Origin of the sequence: Amycolatopsis saalfeldensis (genome assembly GCF_900110575.1) — a bacterium.
Lineage (GTDB): Bacteria > Actinomycetota > Actinomycetes > Mycobacteriales > Pseudonocardiaceae > Amycolatopsis > Amycolatopsis saalfeldensis.
Window position 1 is genome coordinate 147,212 of the sequence record NZ_FOEF01000019.1, and the last position, 17,482, is coordinate 164,693.

15 protein-coding genes are annotated in these 17,482 nt (G+C 70.6%); 7 read left to right on the plus strand and 8 right to left on the minus strand.

The window, feature by feature from the left end:
* The first annotated feature begins 35 nt into the window (after positions 1-35).
* On the plus strand, positions 36-1,208 hold the full coding sequence (locus BMY97_RS34075) for a lactate 2-monooxygenase (RefSeq protein WP_091625220.1): 1,173 nt from the start codon (positions 36-38) through the stop codon (positions 1,206-1,208).
* A 157-nt stretch (positions 1,209-1,365) separates the two neighbouring features.
* Here the strand turns inward: BMY97_RS34075 and BMY97_RS34080 are convergent, their stop codons facing one another.
* Complete coding sequence (locus BMY97_RS34080) at positions 1,366-2,241, minus strand: LysR family transcriptional regulator (RefSeq protein ID WP_091625440.1); 876 nt, start codon at positions 2,239-2,241, stop codon at positions 1,366-1,368.
* Between the two features lie 128 nt (positions 2,242-2,369).
* On the opposite strand from BMY97_RS34080, the gene BMY97_RS34085 reads away from it, so the two are divergent.
* On the plus strand, positions 2,370-3,263 hold the full coding sequence (locus BMY97_RS34085; RefSeq protein WP_091625222.1) for an MBL fold metallo-hydrolase: 894 nt from the start codon (positions 2,370-2,372) through the stop codon (positions 3,261-3,263).
* Between the two features lie 17 nt (positions 3,264-3,280).
* Here the strand turns inward: BMY97_RS34085 and BMY97_RS34090 are convergent, their stop codons facing one another.
* Complete coding sequence (locus tag BMY97_RS34090; protein ID WP_091625225.1) at positions 3,281-4,195, minus strand: LysR family transcriptional regulator; 915 nt, start codon at positions 4,193-4,195, stop codon at positions 3,281-3,283.
* 113 nt (positions 4,196-4,308) lie between these two features.
* On the opposite strand from BMY97_RS34090, the gene BMY97_RS34095 reads away from it, so the two are divergent.
* A complete protein-coding gene (locus tag BMY97_RS34095; RefSeq protein ID WP_091625228.1) occupies positions 4,309-4,938 on the plus strand; it encodes an NADPH-dependent F420 reductase in 630 nt (209 codons plus the stop codon).
* Positions 4,939-4,952: 14 nt separating this feature from the next.
* Positions 4,953-5,924 (plus strand): LLM class F420-dependent oxidoreductase, encoded by a 972-nt coding sequence (locus BMY97_RS34100; RefSeq protein ID WP_091625230.1) that lies wholly within the window; start codon positions 4,953-4,955, stop codon positions 5,922-5,924.
* On the opposite strand, the gene BMY97_RS34105 is transcribed toward BMY97_RS34100, so the two are convergent.
* On the minus strand, positions 5,881-7,449 hold the full coding sequence (locus tag BMY97_RS34105) for a GMC family oxidoreductase (protein WP_091625233.1): 1,569 nt from the start codon (positions 7,447-7,449) through the stop codon (positions 5,881-5,883). The genes BMY97_RS34100 and BMY97_RS34105 overlap by 44 nt on opposite strands.
* A gap of 206 nt (positions 7,450-7,655) precedes the next feature.
* Here BMY97_RS34105 and purS point away from each other — a divergent pair, with 206 nt between their 5' ends.
* Positions 7,656-7,895 carry a phosphoribosylformylglycinamidine synthase subunit PurS gene (gene purS, locus BMY97_RS34110; protein ID WP_091625235.1) on the plus strand — a complete coding sequence of 80 codons (240 nt, stop codon included), beginning with the start codon at positions 7,656-7,658 and terminating at the stop codon, positions 7,893-7,895.
* On the plus strand, positions 7,892-8,569 hold the full coding sequence (purQ, locus tag BMY97_RS34115) for a phosphoribosylformylglycinamidine synthase subunit PurQ (RefSeq protein WP_091625238.1): 678 nt from the start codon (positions 7,892-7,894) through the stop codon (positions 8,567-8,569). The genes purS and purQ overlap by 4 nt, the downstream gene beginning before the upstream one ends.
* Positions 8,570-8,627: 58 nt before the next feature.
* Here the strand turns inward: purQ and BMY97_RS34120 are convergent, their stop codons facing one another.
* Complete coding sequence (locus BMY97_RS34120) at positions 8,628-10,370, minus strand: ABC transporter ATP-binding protein (protein ID WP_091625240.1); 1,743 nt, start codon at positions 10,368-10,370, stop codon at positions 8,628-8,630.
* Positions 10,367-12,001 (minus strand): ABC transporter ATP-binding protein, encoded by a 1,635-nt coding sequence (locus BMY97_RS34125; RefSeq protein ID WP_091625243.1) that lies wholly within the window; start codon positions 11,999-12,001, stop codon positions 10,367-10,369. Before BMY97_RS34125 ends, BMY97_RS34120 begins: the two co-directional genes overlap by 4 nt.
* 108 nt (positions 12,002-12,109) lie before the next feature.
* Between BMY97_RS34125 and purL the strand changes: the two genes are divergently transcribed.
* Positions 12,110-14,416, plus strand: coding sequence for a phosphoribosylformylglycinamidine synthase subunit PurL (purL, locus tag BMY97_RS34130; protein WP_245787634.1), 2,307 nt, complete (start codon positions 12,110-12,112; stop codon positions 14,414-14,416).
* Here purL and BMY97_RS34135 read toward each other — a convergent pair.
* The 3 genes from BMY97_RS34135 to BMY97_RS34145 all read right to left on the minus strand — a co-directional run bounded on the left by BMY97_RS34135 (position 14,413) and on the right by BMY97_RS34145 (position 17,444).
* Positions 14,413-15,477: a pentapeptide repeat-containing protein gene (locus tag BMY97_RS34135; RefSeq protein ID WP_091625244.1), complete on the minus strand. Its 1,065-nt coding sequence runs from the start codon at positions 15,475-15,477 to the stop codon at positions 14,413-14,415. The two genes, purL and BMY97_RS34135, sit on opposite strands and share 4 nt — an antisense overlap.
* A 4-nt stretch (positions 15,478-15,481) precedes the next feature.
* Positions 15,482-16,372: a hypothetical protein gene (locus tag BMY97_RS34140; protein ID WP_091625247.1), complete on the minus strand. Its 891-nt coding sequence runs from the start codon at positions 16,370-16,372 to the stop codon at positions 15,482-15,484.
* A gap of 175 nt (positions 16,373-16,547) precedes the next feature.
* On the minus strand, positions 16,548-17,444 hold the full coding sequence (locus BMY97_RS34145) for a lysozyme (RefSeq protein WP_091625249.1): 897 nt from the start codon (positions 17,442-17,444) through the stop codon (positions 16,548-16,550).
* Positions 17,445-17,482 lie beyond the last annotated feature (38 nt).

Genomic DNA, 17,482 nt, shown 5'->3' on the forward strand with positions numbered 1-17,482 from the left:
ACCTGACCGGGTGTGGACCGAGCAGAAAGAGCACCATGACTCGCCCTTCGTCCTTCGGCGACTTCCAGAACGAGATCTACTTCGCCGGGCTCACCGGCCGGGTGCCGACCATGCCGATGGCCTACGCCGAGTTGGAAGCCCGCGCGGCCCAAGCACTTCCGCCGTCGGTTCTGTCCTATGTGGCCGGTGGTGCCGGCGACGAGGCCACCCAGCGCGGCAACGTCGAGTCCTTCGGCGACTGGGGCCTCGTCCCGCGGATGTTCGTCGGTGCCAAGGAGCGTGACCTGTCGGTCGACCTGTTCGGCCTGAAACTGCCGAGCCCGCTTTTCCTGGCGCCGGTGGGGGTCATCGGGATCTGCGCGCAGGACGGCCACGGCGACCTCGCGACCGCCAGGGCCGCCGCGAAGACCGGCGTGCCGATGGTCGCCTCGACGCTCACCGCCGACCCGATGGAACAGGTTGCCCCCGAATTCGGTGACACGCCTGGCTTTTTCCAGCTCTACACCCCGACCGACCGGGACCTGGCCGCGTCGCTGGTCCAACGCGCGGAGGCGGCGGGCTTCAAGGGCATCGTGGTCACGCTCGACACCTGGGTCACGGGCTGGCGCCCGCGCGACTTGTCCACAAGCAACTTTCCCCAGCTGCGCGGGCACTGCCTCGCCAACTACTTCACCGACCCGGTCTTCCGCAAGCTCCTCGGCAAGGCGCCGGAGGAGGACCTGTTGGCGGCCGTCGGCCTGTGGGCTCAGCTCTTCGGCAGCCCGCTGACCTGGGACGATCTGCCGTGGCTGCGGTCGCTGACGAAACTGCCGTTGATCGTCAAGGGCATCCAGCACCCCGACGACGCGCGCCGGGTCATCGACGGCGGCGTCGACGGAATCTACTGCTCCAACCACGGCGGCCGTCAGGCCAACGGCGGTCTACCGGCTCTTGCCTGCCTGCCCGGTGTGGCAGAGGCGGCCGGTGATGTCCCGGTCCTGTTCGACTCGGGGGTCCGCTCGGGCGCCGACGTGATCAAGGCGCTGGCCTTGGGCGCCACCGCGGTCGGGGTCGGCCGCCCCTACGCCTGGGGCCTGGCCCTGGACGGTGCGAACGGAGTGGTCCACGTCCTCCGCACCCTCCTGGCCGAAGCCGACCTCATCATGGCCGTCGACGGCTACCCCACCCTCGCCGATCTGACCCCGGACACGCTCCGCAAGCTTCGTTAGGTCCGACCCAAACGGTCCTGTGGATGATCGATCGGGGCCAAGACTCGCTGGGCCGGACCTACTGTGCCGGTCGTTACTAATCCGACTACAGCCACGGCGGAAACGGGTCCCTACAAGCAAATCGGCTGCGGCCCGTGTCCGCCTACTTCCGGTCGGATTAGTAACGGGTTGGGCGGTCCGATCGGTAAACGGCCACGGCGAGCTGGGCGAACGAGCGAATGAGCGGCCCGGGGTTGGCACCGACCCAGGCGACAACCAGGTTGCTGGGCGGCATGTCCACCAGTGGCACCGTGGTCAGCCCCACGGGCAGCTTGTGGATAAGTGGCGTCATCCCCACCGAGCCGTTCCACAGGACGGCCTGCAGGCATTCGTGGACGGTCCGCACGACCGGGCCGTCCTGGAGCGCGCCGCTCGGGCTGCGCCAATACGCGCGCCAGATCGGGTCGGTGCCCTCCGGCAGCTGGAACCACAGGCGGTCGGCGAGGTCGCCGGAGTGGAGGCTTTCCCGGCCGGCCAAGGGATCGTCCGCGCGCAGGACCACGCCCATCGGGTCGGTGCGCAGCACGTGGGTGACGATGCCCGTTTCGTCGAAGGGCGCGCGGGTGAGGGCCACGTCGACCTGGCCGCTGCGCAGGCCGACAGTCGGGTCGGTCAGGTCCGCCTCGCGGATCCGGACGTGCAGCCCCGGATGACGTTCGCGGTACGCGGCGGCGAGCCGGGTGCCGACTTGCTCGGCGCTGTCGGCGAGGGTGCCGACGGTGATGGTCGCCGCGCCGGCCGCCGCGGTGACCTTGGCGCGAACCCGGTCGGCCTGCGCCAGCAGGGTGCGTGCCTCGTCGTAGAGCGACGAGCCGGCGGCGGTGAGCGCCACCCCGCTGGGCGAGCGGTGCAGCAGGACCTGGCCGAGTTCCGTCTCGAGCTGTTTGATGGCCCGGCTCAGCGGCGGCTGGGTCATGTTCAGCCGCGTGGCGGCCCGGCCGAAATGCAGCTCCTCGGCGACCGCCACGAAATAACGTAGCTCGCGTAAGTCCATCACCAGCGACAATACTCGGACGGTATCGGCGGCACGGAATCGGACTTGGACAACCGCGCGAGCCCGCGATGGACTGGGGACACCGCCCCTTTCCGCGGGCGGCTCGTTTGTCACGGGGAGAAATTGTCATGGCCGAACAAGTTTCGTCAGATCCGGTCGTTCAGGTGGGGGAAGTCCAGGAGATAGCCCCCGATCTGGTGGTGATTCCGGACCGGAATGTTCCGCTCGTCCCGAATATCGGCATCATCGGCGGAAAAGAGGCTGTACTCATTGTCGAAACGGGAATGGGCCCGAGCAACGCGGAAATCGTGCTGAAATTCGCGGAGGAGCACGCGCGAGGTCGAAAACTTTACCTGACGACCACGCATTTCCACCCCGAGCACGCATTCGGCGCGCAGGTATTCGCCGGAAAGGCGACGTTCCTGGTCAACCAGGCCCAAGCCGACGACCTCAGGACGAAGGGTCCCGGCTACCTCGGGATGTTCCGGGGGCTCGGCGACGCGGTCGCGCGCCGGCTGGAGGGCGTTGAGCTGGCCCAGCCCGACGTCGTTTACGGCCAGGCGTACGACCTGGACCTGGGCGGTCGCGTCGTGCAACTGCGGGCCACCGGCCGCGCGCACAGCCGGGGCGACCAGGTGGTGAAGGTGCCCGACGCGGACGTCCTGTTCACCGGGGACCTGGTGGAAGCGGGCCAGTTCGCGATTTTCCCGTGGTTCCCGCCGCACGGCGTCGACGTTTCGGGCACCCGTTGGCTCGCCGTGATGCAGTGCCTGGCCGCCGAGCCCCCGCGGGTTGTCGTCCCCGGCCACGGCGCCATTGGTGACGCCAGTCTGCTCGCCGACGTCCGCGATTACCTGACCCTGCTTCGAGACGAAACCTGGACCCGTCGTGATTCGGCGATGAGCGAGGGAACCATCGTCGAGGAGATTTCGGCGTTGATGATCCAGCGGTACCCGGAATGGGCCGGCCGGGAATGGCTCGAAACGGGAGCGAAGTGCTTGTGCTCCGAGCATTCGGTGTGACGGACACCGCCGTCAGCTCAACCCAGGCAAGAAACCAATTGCCGGGCAACGTCGTCCGGTATCCGCAGGCCCGCTTCGCGAAGATCGTCGACCAGTCGCGTGGTGAGCGGATCACGCGGGGTGGTGGTCATCGCGACGAGACGTCGCCGCCATCGTGGTTCGAACGGCCGGACCGCCCCGGGGAAACCGGCGGTGATGGCGCTGATCGGGACGACGGCCACGCCCAGTCCGGTGGCCGCCAGCTGGGGCGCGTGAGTCGTCACGGCAGTGCGGGCCACTACCGATCTCCGCAGGTCGACGTCGTCGAGGCGGTCCTCGATCCAGCTGCCGAGCCCGTTCTCGGTCGTGAAGTGGACAAACGGCAGGCCCTGGAGTTCCTGCCGCCGGATGGCCGGGCGGGAAGCGAGCGGATGCGAGGCCGGAAGGGCCACGACGACCTCTTCTTCGGCGACGGTGGTCGTCATGAACTCGGTTTTGCCGGGGTCGGCGAACAGGAGGAGATCGGTCTCGCCGGACTCCAGCGTCGCGAAGCTCCTTTCCAGATTTGTGCTCTCGCGGAACGAAATGGTGATGTCGGGGCGGTCGCGGTGCCAGTCTGCCAGCACCGGAGCCAGCAACCCGACCGTGAGGCTTTGCGCGCACTCCACGCGAACGGTGCCGCCGACGCCCTGCCCGACGGCGCGGGCGAGCCGGATGGCGTCCGAGGCCGCATCCACGGCTCGACGCGCTTCGGCCGACGCGGCGCGTCCGGCCGCGGTGAGGCGGACTCCGCGGCGGTCGCGGATCAGCAGCGCGGTCCCGGCCTCCCGTTCGAGAGCGGCCAGCTGGTGGGAGATCGCCGGTTGGGAGAGGTGGAGGTGGTGGGCGGCGCGAGTCACCGACCCCAGTTCCGCGGCGGCGAGCAGGCACTCGAGCGCCCTCAACGTTGGCATGAATAAAACTTATCACTAACGGTATTTATATCGATTCCAAGACGGGAAGGGTGGCTCGGCACCGGCGGTTGGACCCCTTGACGGAACACGCACTACCGAAAGCGGGACGAACCGTGAGCAGCATCAGCATCATCGGCGCGGGAGGCATGGCTCGCGCCCTGGGCGCCCGCGCGCTCAAGGGCGGCAACAGTCTCGAGGTCATCGGCCGAGACCCGGCCAAGGCCGCCGAGCTCGCCCGCGAGCTGGGCGGGGCCACGGTGGGGACGTTCGGCGCCGCCCCGGCCGGCGACCTCGTGATCCTGGCGGTGCCGTACGCCGGCGCCGCCTCGATCGTCGGCCAGTACGGGGATGCGTTGGCGGGCAAGGTGATCGTGGACATCAGCAATGCCTTTTCGCCCGACTTCACCGAACTCCTCGTTCCCGACGGAACCTCCGCCGCGGAAGAGATCGCCAAGGCCGCGCCCGCCGGCGCGCACGTCGTGAAGGCGTTCAACACGATCTTCGGCCACGTCCTGGCCGCCGATCCCGGCGAAGGCCGGCCGTTGGACGTGTTCCTCGCCGGCGACGACGAGCAGGCCAAGGCGAGTGTTTCGGCGTTCGTCACCGGCATCGGGATGCGCCCGCTGGACGCCGGTCCGCTGGCGATGGCCCGCCGGCTGGAGGGAACCGGCCTGCTGATGATGGGCCTCGGCCGCCACGGCGTGAAGAGCTTCGACTTCTCGCTCCACGTCGACGCCCGCTGAAAGGGGCCGCAGCCATGAAGATCGGCCTGAGTCTCCCGCATCTGGGGGCGCAAGCGACCACCGAGAACATCCGGGACTTCACGTTGTACGCGGAGCGCAACGGCTGGGACTCCCTGTGGACCGGCGATCGGGTGCTCTACCCCGTCGAGCCGAAAACCCCTTACCCGGCAAGGCCCGACGGCCGGCTCGACCCGGTGGCCAAGCGGGTGTTCGAGCACCTCACCGTCCTGACCTACGCGGCCGCCGTGACCGAGCGCGTCCGGCTCGGCGTGAGCGTGCTCAACCTGCCCTTCTACAACCCCGTGCTGCTGGGCCGACGGCTCGCGACGCTGGATCAGCTCTCGCACGGCCGGCTCACCGTGGGCGTCGGGCTCGGCTGGTCGGCCGACGAGTTCGAGGCCGCCGGAGTGCCGATGCGCCACCGCGGCCGGATGACCGAAGAAGCGGTCCGGGCGTTACGGGCGGTCTGGGGTCCCGATCCGGTGGAGTTCTCCGGCGAGCACTACACGATCCCGCCGTCGATCATCGGCCCGAAGCCGGTCCAGGACCCGCTGCCGATCCTCATGGGCGGCTTCAGCCCGAAGGCCCTGGACCGCGTGGGGCGTCTTTCCGACGGCTTCAACCCGGCCGCCGTCCCCGTCGGCAACCTCGTCGATATGCGGGACCTCGTGCACGCCGCGGCGAAATCGAGCGGCCGCGAAGCCGGTGATCTGCCGACGATCGTCCGCGCCAACGTCGCGCTCACCCCCGACGGCGCGGACCTGCCGGAGGAAGGCCGCCAGTTCACCACCGGCAGCTGGAACCAGATCGCCGAGGACGTCGGCCGGCTCGCCGCCGTGGGCGTCGACGAGGTCTTCTTCGACCTCAATTACGTGCCAGGGGCGGAAAACCTGCGGACCCAGCTGGAGATGGCGGACCGGCTGCAGGAGATCTGCCGGGCCGCTACACCGAGCGGATCAGGTCGGCCGCCTTCTCCGCGATCATGATCGTCGGCGCGTTGGTGTTGCCGCGCGGCACCACCGGCATCACCGAAGCGTCGACGACCCGCAGGCCGTCCACCCCGCGGACGCGAAGGTCCGGGTCGACGACCGAGCCGATCGCGCAGGTGCCGACCGGGTGATACAGCGTCTGGGTGTTCTCGCGGACGTGGTCGGTCAGCGCGTCGTCCGACAGCTCGTGGGTGGACGGCAGGAAGGGCTTGTCCAGGAACCGTGCGAGCGGGCCGGAGCGGCCGATCTCGATCAGCGAGCGCAGGGCGGACTTCATGATGTCCAGGTCGATCGGCTCCGCGTAGTACGCCGGGTCGATTTCGGGCTTCCACATCGGGTTCGCGGACTTCAGCCGGAGGCGGCCCCGGCTGGCGACCTCGACCAGGGTGGCCGCGGAGGTGAAGCCGGGCATCGTGGGCTCGCGCATGCCGTTGTCGTAGAACAGGGTCGGGGCGACGTGCACCTGCATGTCCGGGCCGGGCAGGCCGTCGCGGGTGGAGAAGAACGCGCCGGCCTCGCCGATGTTCGACACCAGCGGGCCGCGCCGCGTCAGCTGGTAACGCACGAGCCCGGCCGGGGTGGCGGCGTCGACGAGGTCCGTGGTGCCCTTGGTGGACCAGATGATCCCGGCGGCCGGGTGATCGTGCAGGTTGTCGCCGACGCCGCTCAGCCCGGTCACCACGTCGATTCCCAGCTCACGCAGGTGCTCGGCCGGTCCGACGCCCGAAAGCATCAGCAGCTGCGGCGAGTTCACCGCGCCGCCGGACAGCAGCACCTCGGCCGAGGCGCGGGCCGTCACCTCCACGCCTTTGTCCATATAGGACACACCGACCGCGCGCGTGCCCTCGAAGACCACGCGGGTCGCCTGCGCGTGGGTGCGCACGGTCAGGTTCGGCCGCGAAAGCGCGGGCCGCAGGTAGGCGTCGGCGGTGGACCAGCGTCGGCCGCGTTTGCAGGTGACCTGGTAGACGCCCGCGCCCTCCTGCGTCTCGCCGTTGAAGTCCTCGGTGCGCTTGAGCCCCCAGTCCACCGCGCTGTCGACCCAGGCGCTCGACAGCTCGTGGGTGAAGCGGCGGTCCTCGACGTGCAGCGGGCCGTCGGTGCCGTGCAGGGGCCCGTCGAAACGCTGGTTGCCCTCGGCGCGCTTGAAGTACGGCAGCACGTCGTCCCAGCCCCAGCCGGTGGCGCCGTGGGCATCGCGCCAGCCGTCGTAGTCGGCGCGGTTGCCGCGGATGTAGATCATCGCGTTGATGGACGAGCTGCCCCCGAGCATCTTGCCGCGCGGCCAGTAGGCGGGCTTGCCGGTGTGCTTCTGCTCGACGGTCTCGTAGTTCCAGTCCCAGCGGGTCTTGAACAGCGAAGCGAACGCGGCCGGGATGTGGATCTCGTCGGCGGTGTCCTCGCCGCCGGCTTCGAGCAGCAGCACCTGCGCCGACGGGTCCTCGCTCAGCCGGGCGGCCAGCACGCACCCCGCGCTGCCCGCGCCGACGATGACGTAGTCGAAGGACTCCTGACCGGCCACGATGCCTCCAGCTGCTCATGTTGACGTGCTGCCAACGACTCATCATGGCCCAGCCCGCGGCCTGGGGAAAGGCCTCGCGAGCAGCATCCTCCTGGCGCACCGCCGTGGCCAGTCGGACAGCGCCCGGCCCGGTCGGGCGGGCGGCCGGACCGGTCAAGTAGGCTCGGGCCGTACCCACGACCTGCGTGAATAAGGAGCAGCCTGCCGTGGCCCGAGTCGTCGTCGACGTCATGCCGAAACCCGAGATCCTCGACCCGCAGGGCCAGGCGGTGGCCCGCGCGCTGCCGCGGCTGGGCTTCAGCGGGGTCGCGGACGTGCGCCAGGGCAAGCACTTCGAGCTCGAGGTCGACGATTCCGTCGACGACGAGACGCTCGCCAAGATCGCCGAGGGCTTCCTCGCCAACCCCGTGATCGAGCAGTGGACGATCCGGCGGGTGGACGCGTGAGCGCCCGGATCGGCGTCATCACCTTCCCCGGCACCCTCGACGACGGCGACGCCGCGCGCGCGGTCCGTTACGCCGACGCCGAGGCCGTGCCCCTGTGGCACGCCGACGACGACCTGCACGGCGTCGACGGCGTCGTCGTCCCCGGCGGCTTCTCCTACGGCGACTACCTGCGTGCCGGCGTGATCGCGCGCTTCGCGCCGGTGATGACGTCGGTGATCGAGGCGGCCCGCAAGGGCATGCCCGTGCTCGGCATCTGCAACGGCTTCCAGATCCTCTGCGAAGCCGGCCTGCTGCCCGGCGCGATGATCCGCAACGTCGGCCTGCACTTCGTCTGCCGCGACCAGTGGCTCCGCGTCGAGAACAACGAGACGGCCTGGACCACGCGGTACGAACAGGGCGCGGAGATCCTGATCCCGCTGAAGAACAACGACGGCTGCTACATGGCCGAGCAGTCCACTTTGGACATGCTGGAGGCCGAGGGCCGCGTCGCGTTCCGTTACGTGGGCGGCAATCCCAACGGCTCCCGCAACGACATCGCGGGCATCCGCAGCGAGAGCGGCCGCGTCGTCGGCCTCATGCCCCACCCCGAGCACGCGATCGACGCGCTGACCGGCCCGTCCGACGATGGTCTCGGCATGTTCTACAGCGCGGTGGACGCGCTCGCGAAGGTCTGAGCTGTACGGGAAAGGCCTCGCACCGGACGTTCGGTGCGAGGCCGTTTTCGTCGTCGCCTCAGCCCGCAGCCGCCACCAGCCGGGCGTATGGGCCGCCCGCGGCGATCAGCTCCGCGTGCGAGCCGAGTTCCGTGATGCGCCCGCCCTCGACCACGGCGACGCGGTCCGCGGCGGCCGCCGTGTGGAGGCGGTGGGCGATCGCGATCACCGTGCGGCCCGCGAGGACCGCGTTCAGCGAACGTTCCAGCTCACGCGCCGAGCCCGTGTCCAGCAGCGACGTCGCCTCGTCCAGGACCAGCGTGTGCGGGTCGGCCAGGACGACGCGGGCCAGCGCCAGCTGTTGGGCCAGGCCCGCGGGCACGGCGTACGCGCCCGAGCCCAGCTTCGTGTCCAGCCCGTCCGGCAGCGCCGCCGCCCACTCGGCCGCCCCGGCCGAAGCCAGCGCGGCGGTCAGCTCCTCGTCCGTCCAGTCGCCCCCGTCGCGGCGGGCGGGCAGCGACAGGTTCTCGCGCAGCGTGCCGGAGAACGTGTGGTGCTCCTGCGTGAGCAGCAGGACCTCGCCGCGCAGGACGTCGTCCGCCAGCGTGGACACTTCGGTGCTGCCGACGCGGATGGATCCCGCCGTCGGCGCCGAGATGCCCGCCAGCAGCCGGCCGAGGGTCGACTTGCCCGCGCCCGACGGGCCGACGATCGCCAGCCGCTCGCCGCGCGGCACCCGCAGGTCGATGCCGTGCAGCACCTCGCGGTCCTCGGTGTAGCCGAAGCGGACGTCCTCGACGGTGATGTCCCGCCCGCGCGGCACCGACGCGTCCTTCGCCGCCGTCGACGAAGACGGCTTCACACCGAGGATCCGGCGCGCGGCGGCCAGCGCCACCTGCAGGTCCTCCATCCAGAACAGCGCCTCGTTCAGCGGCGCGGTCATGGCCTGGGCGTACGCGAGCATGGTCGTGATCGTGCCCAGCCCGGCCCAGCCCCGGCTGTACGCGAACGTGCCGATCAGCAGCATCACCGCGATCGGCAGCACGTAGCTGATCTCCAGCGACGGCAGCCAGCGCAGCTGCAACGCCCGCATCCGCCGCTCGCCGAGCACGGCCTGGTCCAGCGCGTCGGTGCCGGTGCGGATGCGCCGCTCGGCCAGCCCCAGCGCCTCCGTGGTCCGCGCGCCCTCGACCGTCTCGTGGGTGGCCGACTGGAGGTCGCCCCAGCGGTCGAGCATCCACGCCATCCGCGACGGGATCCGCCGCTGGTACCAGATGTTCACCGGCACCAGCAGCGGCAAGGCCACCAGCAGCCCCAACGCGAGCAGCGGCGAGGTGACGATCATCGCCACGGTCGTGAGCAGCACGGTCACCACGGCGATCAGGATCTCCGGCGCGGCGAAGCGCACGGCGTGGTCCAGCCGGCTGATGTCGCTCGTCGCGCGGCTGAGCAGGTCGCCCGTGCCGGCCGCCTCGACGGTGCCGAGCGGCAGGTCCAACGCGTTCGTCACGAACCGTTCGCGGGTCTGCGCCAGCACGCGCTCGCCGAACATCCGCCCGCGCAGCCGCGCCGCCTTCTTGGCCAGCGCCTGCAGCACGAGCACCACGACGAAGCCGCCCGCCAGCAGGTCGACGCGGGTGGTGCTGCTGCCGCTGACGACGCCGTCGACCAGCTGGCCGAGCAGCTGCGGCCCGGCCAGCCCGATCAGCGTGGCCAGGAAGAACAGGCCGAGCATCACGCTGAACTCGCGACGGTGCTCGGCCGCCGTGCTCAGCACCCAGCGCCGGACCTCGCGCCGCGAGGCCAGGGGAAGCCGTTTCACACCGTCACCGCTTTCGCGCTCACCACGTCGTCCGCCACGTGAATCCACAAAGGACTCTGGCTGAAGACGACGGTCGTCCGTCCGCGCCGCAGCTGCGCGACGCGCTTCGTGATCCTGGCCTCCGTGTGCGCGTCGACGGCCGAGGTCGGCTCGTCGAGCAGCAGCACGTCGGCGTCCACGGCCAGCGCCCGCGCCAGGCTCAGCCGTTGCCGCTGGCCGCCCGAGACCTCCCGGCCGCGCTCGCCGATCACCTCGTCGACGCCCTTGGGCAGGGCCTCCACGATGTCGTCGGCGTCGGCCGCGTACAGCGCCTCGGTGACGCCGACGTCGCTGGGCCGGGCGGGCGTCAGCTGGTCGCGCAGCACACCGGAGAACCAGATGTCCTGGTTGTGCGCGAACACCACGCGGGCGCGCAGTTCCGCCAGCGCGACCTGGTCCGCGGGCACGCCGCCGACCAGCACACGCTCGCCCTCGGCCGCGTCGGCGAAACGGGCCATCCGCTCGGCGATCGCCTCCGCCTCGGCGCCGAGGTCGACCACGGTCAGCCGGCCGGGCGCGACGCGGATGCCGCTCTCGGTGTCGACCAGGTCCAGCTGCCCCTCGGGCAGCGGCACCGGCGAAGCGGACTCGGCCAGCTTCGGCCGCAGGGACAGCAGGGCGCAGATCTTCCGCGCCGACACCGTGCCCGAGCTGAGCGCGCCGACCGCCTCCGTCGCGGTGTCCACCGGCACCACCAGGAACGCCGAGACGCCGTAGAACGCCACCAGCTCGCCGACGCCGATGGTCCCGTCGAGCGCGAGTCGCGCGCCCAGCCAGGTGATCGCGATCGTGACCAGGCCCGGCAGCAGGATCGCCGCGGCCGCCAGCCAGGCCTCGCTGCGCCCGACCTCGACCCCGGACCGGCGCACCAGCTGGCTCGCCACGCGGAACCGCTTCAGGAACCGCCGCTCGCCACCGACTCCGCGCAGGATCCGCAGGCCGGACACGATGTCGGCGCCCAGCGCGTTGACCTCGCTCAGATTCTCCCGCTGCACCGCCTTGCGCTTCTGCAGCGGCCGCAGCAGCGGCCCGATGCCGAGCACCGCCAGCGGCACGCCGACCAGCGCGACGATCCCGAGCAGCGGCGACGAGGACAGCATCGCGATCCCGATCACCACGAACGCGACGATCGAGCCCACCGTCCGGCCGATCACCTCGAAGGTGTTGCCGATCCAGTTGATGTCCGAGGAGGTGACCGCGACCACGTTGCCGGTGGTCGTCGCCTCGCGCAGCACCGCGCCCAGCCTCGTGGTGTGCGAGGTCACGAGCCGTTGGGTGGTGCCCGCGCCGTGCAGCCACAGGCCGTACGACACGAAGTGCAGCCACGTGCCGAAGCCCGCCTGCACCACGCCGAGCCCGGCCGCGACCAGCGCCCACCGCCAGAGCGCGCCGGTGTCACCCGCGGCGATCGCGTCCACGCCGCGGCCGATCACCAGCGGCAGCAGCGCGCTCGGCAGCGACCACAGCGCGCCGGTCACGGCCGCGGTGACCACCAGCCACGGCCGCGTGCGCAGCATGGCGAGCAGCAGGCGTCCGGCCGTCGGCCGGTCGGGCAGCCGCGGTGTCGGGAAGGGGTACGTGGCGGAGAGCACGATTGCCAACGGTAAGCGGCTCGCCACGACAAGCGCGACCGATTTATCCCCTGGCGAACGGGCTGGCCACCTGAAGGCGTGACCGGCTCAACACGTAGTCTTGAGCGCGTGGCGAACCCTGACACGGACACCGTGACCAGCACCGTTGACACCACCGCGCGGGCCGCGGCAACCCCGGAGACGACGCAGCCGTACGTCGAACTCGGCCTCGCCGAGGACGAGTACGCGCGGATCCGCGAGATCCTCGGCCGCCGCCCGACCGACGCCGAGCTGGCGATGTACTCGGTGATGTGGAGCGAGCACTGCTCGTACAAGTCCTCGAAGAAGCACCTGCGCTACTTCGGCGAGACGGCCACGGACGAGATGAAGTCGAAGATGCTCGCGGGCATCGGCGAGAACGCCGGCGTCGTCGACATCGGCGAGGGCTGGGCCGTCACGTTCAAGGTGGAGAGCCACAACCATCCGTCCTATGTGGAGCCTTATCAGGGCGCGGCCACCGGCGTCGGCGGCATCGTGCGCGACATCATGGCCATGGGCGCCCGGCCGCTCGCGGTGGCCGACGCGCTGCGCTTCGGGCCGGCCGACGCGCCGGACACCAAGCGCGTGCTGCCCGGCGTCGTCGCGGGGGTCGGCGGCTACGGCAACTGCCTCGGCCTGCCGAACATCGGCGGCGAGCTGGTGTTCGACCCGTCGTACGCGGGCAACCCGCTGGTGAACGCCCTGTGCGTCGGCGCGATGCGGGTCGAGGACCTGCACCTGGCGTTCGCCTCGGGCGCCGGCAACAAGATCATCCTGTTCGGCGCCCGCACCGGCCTCGACGGCATCGGCGGCGTCTCCGTGCTGGCCAGCGACACCTTCTCCGGCGACGAGTCGGCGTCCGGCCGCCGGAAGCTGCCGAGTGTGCAGGTCGGCGACCCGTCCACCGAGAAGGTGCTGATCGAGTGCTGCCTCGACCTGTTCGCCGACGACCTGGTCGTCGGCATCCAGGACCTCGGCGGCGCCGGGCTGTCCTGCGCGACCTCGGAGCTGGCGGCCGCGGGTGACGGCGGCATGCAGATCTACCTCGACCGGGTTCCCTTGCGCGCCACCGGGATGACGCCGGCCGAGGTGCTCTCCAGCGAGTCGCAGGAGCGCATGTGCGCGGTCGTCTCGCCGGAGAACGTCGAGGCGTTCATGGCCGTCTGCCGCAAGTGGGACGTGATCGCCACCGACATCGGCGAGGTCACCGACGGCGAGCACCTGGTGATCACCTGGCACGACGAGGTCGTGGTCGACGTCCCGGCGCACACCGTCGCGCACCAGGGCCCGGTGTACGACCGGCCGATCCAGCGTCCGTCCACTCAGGACGCCCTGATCGCGGACACCTCGGCCGGCCTGCCCCGTCCGTCCACTCCGGACGAGCTGCGCGCGGACCTGCTGAAGCTGATCTCGTCGCCGAACCAGGCTTCGAAGGAATGGGTGACCGCGCAGTACGACCGCTACGTGCGCGGCAATTCCGTGCTCGCCCAGCCCTCGGACTCCGGCATGATCCGGATCGACGAGTCCAGCGGCCGCGGCGTCTCGGTGGCCACGGACTGCAACTCGAAGTTCGTCTACCTCGACCCGTACCGCGGCGCGCAGCTGGCGCTGGCCGAGGCGTACCGCAACGTGGTCACCGGCGGCGCGACCCCGGTCGCGGTGTCGGACTGCCTGAACTTCGGCGCCCCGACCGACCCGGCCGTGATGTGGCAGTTCGAGCAGGCCGTGCACGGGATCGCCGACGGCTGCGTCGAGCTGGGCATCCCGGTCACCGGCGGCAACGTGAGCTTCTTCAACCAGACCGGCTCGACGGCCATCCTGCCCACCCCGGTGATCGGCGTGCTCGGCGTGATCGACGACGTCACCCGCCGCATCCCGACCGGCATCGGCGCGGAGGCCGGCGAAACCCTGCTGCTGCTCGGCGACACCCACGACGAGCTGGACGGCTCGGCCTGGGCCCGCGAGCTGCACGGCCACCTCGGCGGCGTGCCCCCGCGCGTCGACCTGGCCCGCGAGAAGCTGCTGGGCGAGATCCTGGTGGCCGGCTCGCGTGACGGCATGATCTCCGCCGCGCACGACCTCTCCGACGGCGGCCTGGCGCAGGCGCTCGTCGAGACCGTCCTCATCGGACAGTGCGGCGCGCGCGTGTTCCTCGACGCCGACCAGGACCCGTTCGTGCAGCTGTTCTCCGAGTCCTCGGGCCGGGTGCTGGTCGCCGTGCCGCGCACCGAGGAGCTGCGGTTCACCGAGATGTGCACCGCGCGCGGCCTGCCCTGGCGCAAGACCGGCGTCGTCGACCCGGAGTCCGGTGCCCTGGAACTGCAGGGCATCACCGAGTTCACGCTCGACGAGCTGCGCACCGCGTTCGAGAGCACGCTGCCCGCGCTGTTCGACTAGTACTTCTGGGTCAGGCGGGCGGAGCCGTCGGGTAGCGGTTCCGCCTGCCAGTCTTCCGGCAGCAGGAGATCCTTTGTGGACTGCACCTTGGTGTTGTACAGCGAAGGCCGTTCCGGCTCCCGCGCGAAGTCCAGCTCGGCAGGGCCCTGGAAAGACGTGCGGCTCAGGTCCAGTGAGCCGTCGAAGGAAGCGCCGGTGAACACGGCCTCCTTGGCGAACACCGCGTCCTTGAACGTCGTGCGGCCGCTGAAGACGGTCTCGGTGAAGTCGGCCTTCTCGCTGAACCTGGTGCCGCTGAACCACGCGTAGTCGAGGAATTTCGCGCCCCGGCAACGGAAGTAGCCGATCTGCCGACCGTCCTCGGTGCCCGCGGTGGTGAAGTAGGCGCGGCCGGTGATCACGCAGCCGCTGAGGTTGGTGCTGCTGTAGAGCGCCGCGTACCGCAGCAGCAGGCCACCGATGCGGCGGCCGGAGAGGTCGAGGTACTCCAGCACTGCGCCGGTCAGGTCGAGGTCGTGACTTTCACCGTCCACTTCGGACGCAGGTGGCAGCAGGTCGGCGACGAGCCGTTGCGCGGTCAGGCGGACTTGCAGTTCCCGCTCGTCTTCGGGCGTGGCATCGCCGTCGGTGTACCGGGTGTGGGTGAACGGGCGGCGCAGGTACGAGCACAGCACGTCCAGCACCGTCTGCGTGTACTGCGGCCGGCTGCGCGCGAGGCCCGCCAGCGCGTGCAGCGCGCCGACCCGCACCTGATCGGCCTCGTGGCCGAGCAGTTCGACGGACTTCGCGAACCGCTCGTCGGAGATCCGCTCGCGGTCCTGCTCGGCGCGGCTCATCTCCAGGGCGTGGCGCTGCCGCTCGACTTCCTGCCGTGCCTCCTCGACGCGGCGGCGGCGGTCGTTGAGCCACAGTGCGTACAGCGCGACGACCGCGCCGCCGGCCAGGCCCGCGGTCTTGAGCGCGTCGCTGCGGCTCGTCGCGGGGTCGGTCAGCAGCCAGCCGCCGACCCCGCAGAGCAGCACAAAAGACGCGACGAACGTCCAGAGCAGGGGGGAGCGCACCGCGTCAGTAGGCGATGACGAAGAACCCGCCGATGCACCACTTGCCGTCGAACGAACTGGCGATCACCGAGCCGTTGGCGTCCTTGCCGGACACCGAGCCGCTGATCGTGGCCGTGACGATCGCGCTGCCCGAGTACTCGCCCGCCTTCAGCTGCGGCGTGCCGGCGGTGGACTCGGTGATGCTGTCCTTGGAGAAGGACTCGCTGCCCTGGCAGACCATCGAGGTCGCGCCGGCGGCGTCCTTCGCGTTGATCTTCGCCAGGAACGCCTCGACGGTCGACTTGCCGGCGCCCGCGTCGCTGCTGCCGCCCGTGCCGGGCGATTCGGACTGGTCGGTGGGCGGCGCGGACTGATCCGTCGGCAGCCCCGGCGCCGAGGAGCCCGGCAGCTGCTGCTGCGAAGGCGGGTTCTGCGCGGTGTTCGTGTTGCTGTCCTTGCTCAGGAAGAACCCGGGGGCGACGAAGCCGGTGATGCCGAGCGCGACGACCAGCACCACCGCCACGGCGATCCCGACCCACAACGCGGTCTTGTTCTTCTGCGGCGGCTGCCCACCCGGCCCGCCCGGTCCGCCGTAGCCCTGGCCGTACTGCTGCTGGTTCGGGTCCCAGCCCTGCTGCGGCTGGTTGGGGTCCCAGCCCTGCTGGGGGTACTGCTGGGTCGGATACGGCTGCTGGCCCTGCTGGTACGGCTGCCCGTACTGCTGCTGCTGGTTCGGGTCCCACGCCGGCTGCTGTTGCTGCGCGTTGGGGTCCCAGCCCTGCGGCTGTTGCTGCTGCTGCGCGTTCGGGTCCCAGCCCGGCTGCTGCGGGACCCCGCCCGACGGGGGCTGCTGCTGCCAGCCCTGGCCGTAAGGGTCGGGCTGGCCGCCCTGCCCGGGCTGCGGTGGGTAGGTCATCTCCGGTTCCGCCTTCCTGCTGCACCGATTCGCGCCGCGGTCTGACGCCCGGTGAGCGCCGGCGGTTCCTCCGCCCCACAGTGCCTGCATTCTGCAAGGTCGGGCGGCTCGGCACAAAAGCGGCTCCCGGCCGCCCGCCTCTTCAGGGCGGGGACGGCCGGGAGCCACCGGTGGATCAGCCGTTGGCCAGCGCCTGCACCCGGTCCAGCCCACCGTTGAAGGTGTCCTGGTCAAGCGGGCTCGAGGTGTACTGCCAGACGGTGTAGTAGCCCCAGCCGTTCGGCAGCGTGCCGACCGACGAGGCGTACCGCGCGACCCAGAGCGGGACGGTGTCGCCGAAGGTCTGCGACGTGCCCACGCACTGGCTCCACCAGCTCGTCGAGGTGTAGATGACGGGCCAGCGGCCGGTCTTGGCGTGATAGGTGTCGTGGAAATCGCGGATCCACGCGCCCATCGACGCCTGGCTCAGCCCGTAACAGGTGTCGCCGTACGGGTTGTACTCCATGTCGAGCGCGCCCGGCAGGGTTTTGCCGTCCCCGGACCAGCCGCCGCCGTGCGCCACGAAATACGTGGCCTGCGCGGCGCCGCTCGAGGTATTCGGAGTGGCGAAGTGGTACGCGCCGCGGATGAAGCCCTGGTTGTACGAACCGTTGTACTGCTGCGCGAAGTACGGGTTCGTGTAGTTGGTGCTTTCCGTCGCCTTGGTCCAGACGAACCGCTTGCCCTGGCCCCACCAGCTCGCCCAGTCGACGTTGCCCTGATAACTGGCGACGTCGATGCCGGCGGTGGTCGCCAGCACCTGGTTCGGAATGGCGGCGGCCGGCTGCGGCTGCTGTGCCGCGGCGTCGGTGCCGGGGGTGGAGGCGTCGCCTTCGACCCGCCGGATCTGCGACCCCAGTGTGTGGTTGTGGGCCATGATGTCGGCGTTGATCGCATTGATCTCATTCGCCGACTGGTCCGGGTTGTGCGGAACGGCCGTCGCCTGAGCCGTGGAGCCGAGCAGGAGCGCCACGGTGGGGATGGCCAGGACGGAGAGCAGAATCGAGCGCCGTCCTCTTCGGGAAGTGGACATCGTTGAATCCCTTCACAGATACCCTCGCTGAGGGCGGC

Excerpts from the sequence above, each read along its gene's own strand:
- BMY97_RS34075 (WP_091625220.1), top strand. The coding sequence starts at position 36 with ATGACTCGCCCTTCGTCCTTCGGCGACTTCCAGAACGAGATCTACTTC.
- BMY97_RS34080 (WP_091625440.1), bottom strand. The coding sequence starts at position 2,241 with ATGGACTTACGCGAGCTACGTTATTTCGTGGCGGTCGCCGAGGAGCTG.
- BMY97_RS34085 (WP_091625222.1), top strand. The coding sequence starts at position 2,370 with ATGGCCGAACAAGTTTCGTCAGATCCGGTCGTTCAGGTGGGGGAAGTC.
- BMY97_RS34090 (WP_091625225.1), bottom strand. The coding sequence starts at position 4,195 with ATGCCAACGTTGAGGGCGCTCGAGTGCCTGCTCGCCGCCGCGGAACTG.
- BMY97_RS34100 (WP_091625230.1), top strand. The coding sequence starts at position 4,953 with ATGAAGATCGGCCTGAGTCTCCCGCATCTGGGGGCGCAAGCGACCACC.
- BMY97_RS34140 (WP_091625247.1), bottom strand. The coding sequence starts at position 16,372 with ATGACCTACCCACCGCAGCCCGGGCAGGGCGGCCAGCCCGACCCTTAC.
- BMY97_RS34145 (WP_091625249.1), bottom strand. The coding sequence starts at position 17,444 with ATGTCCACTTCCCGAAGAGGACGGCGCTCGATTCTGCTCTCCGTCCTG.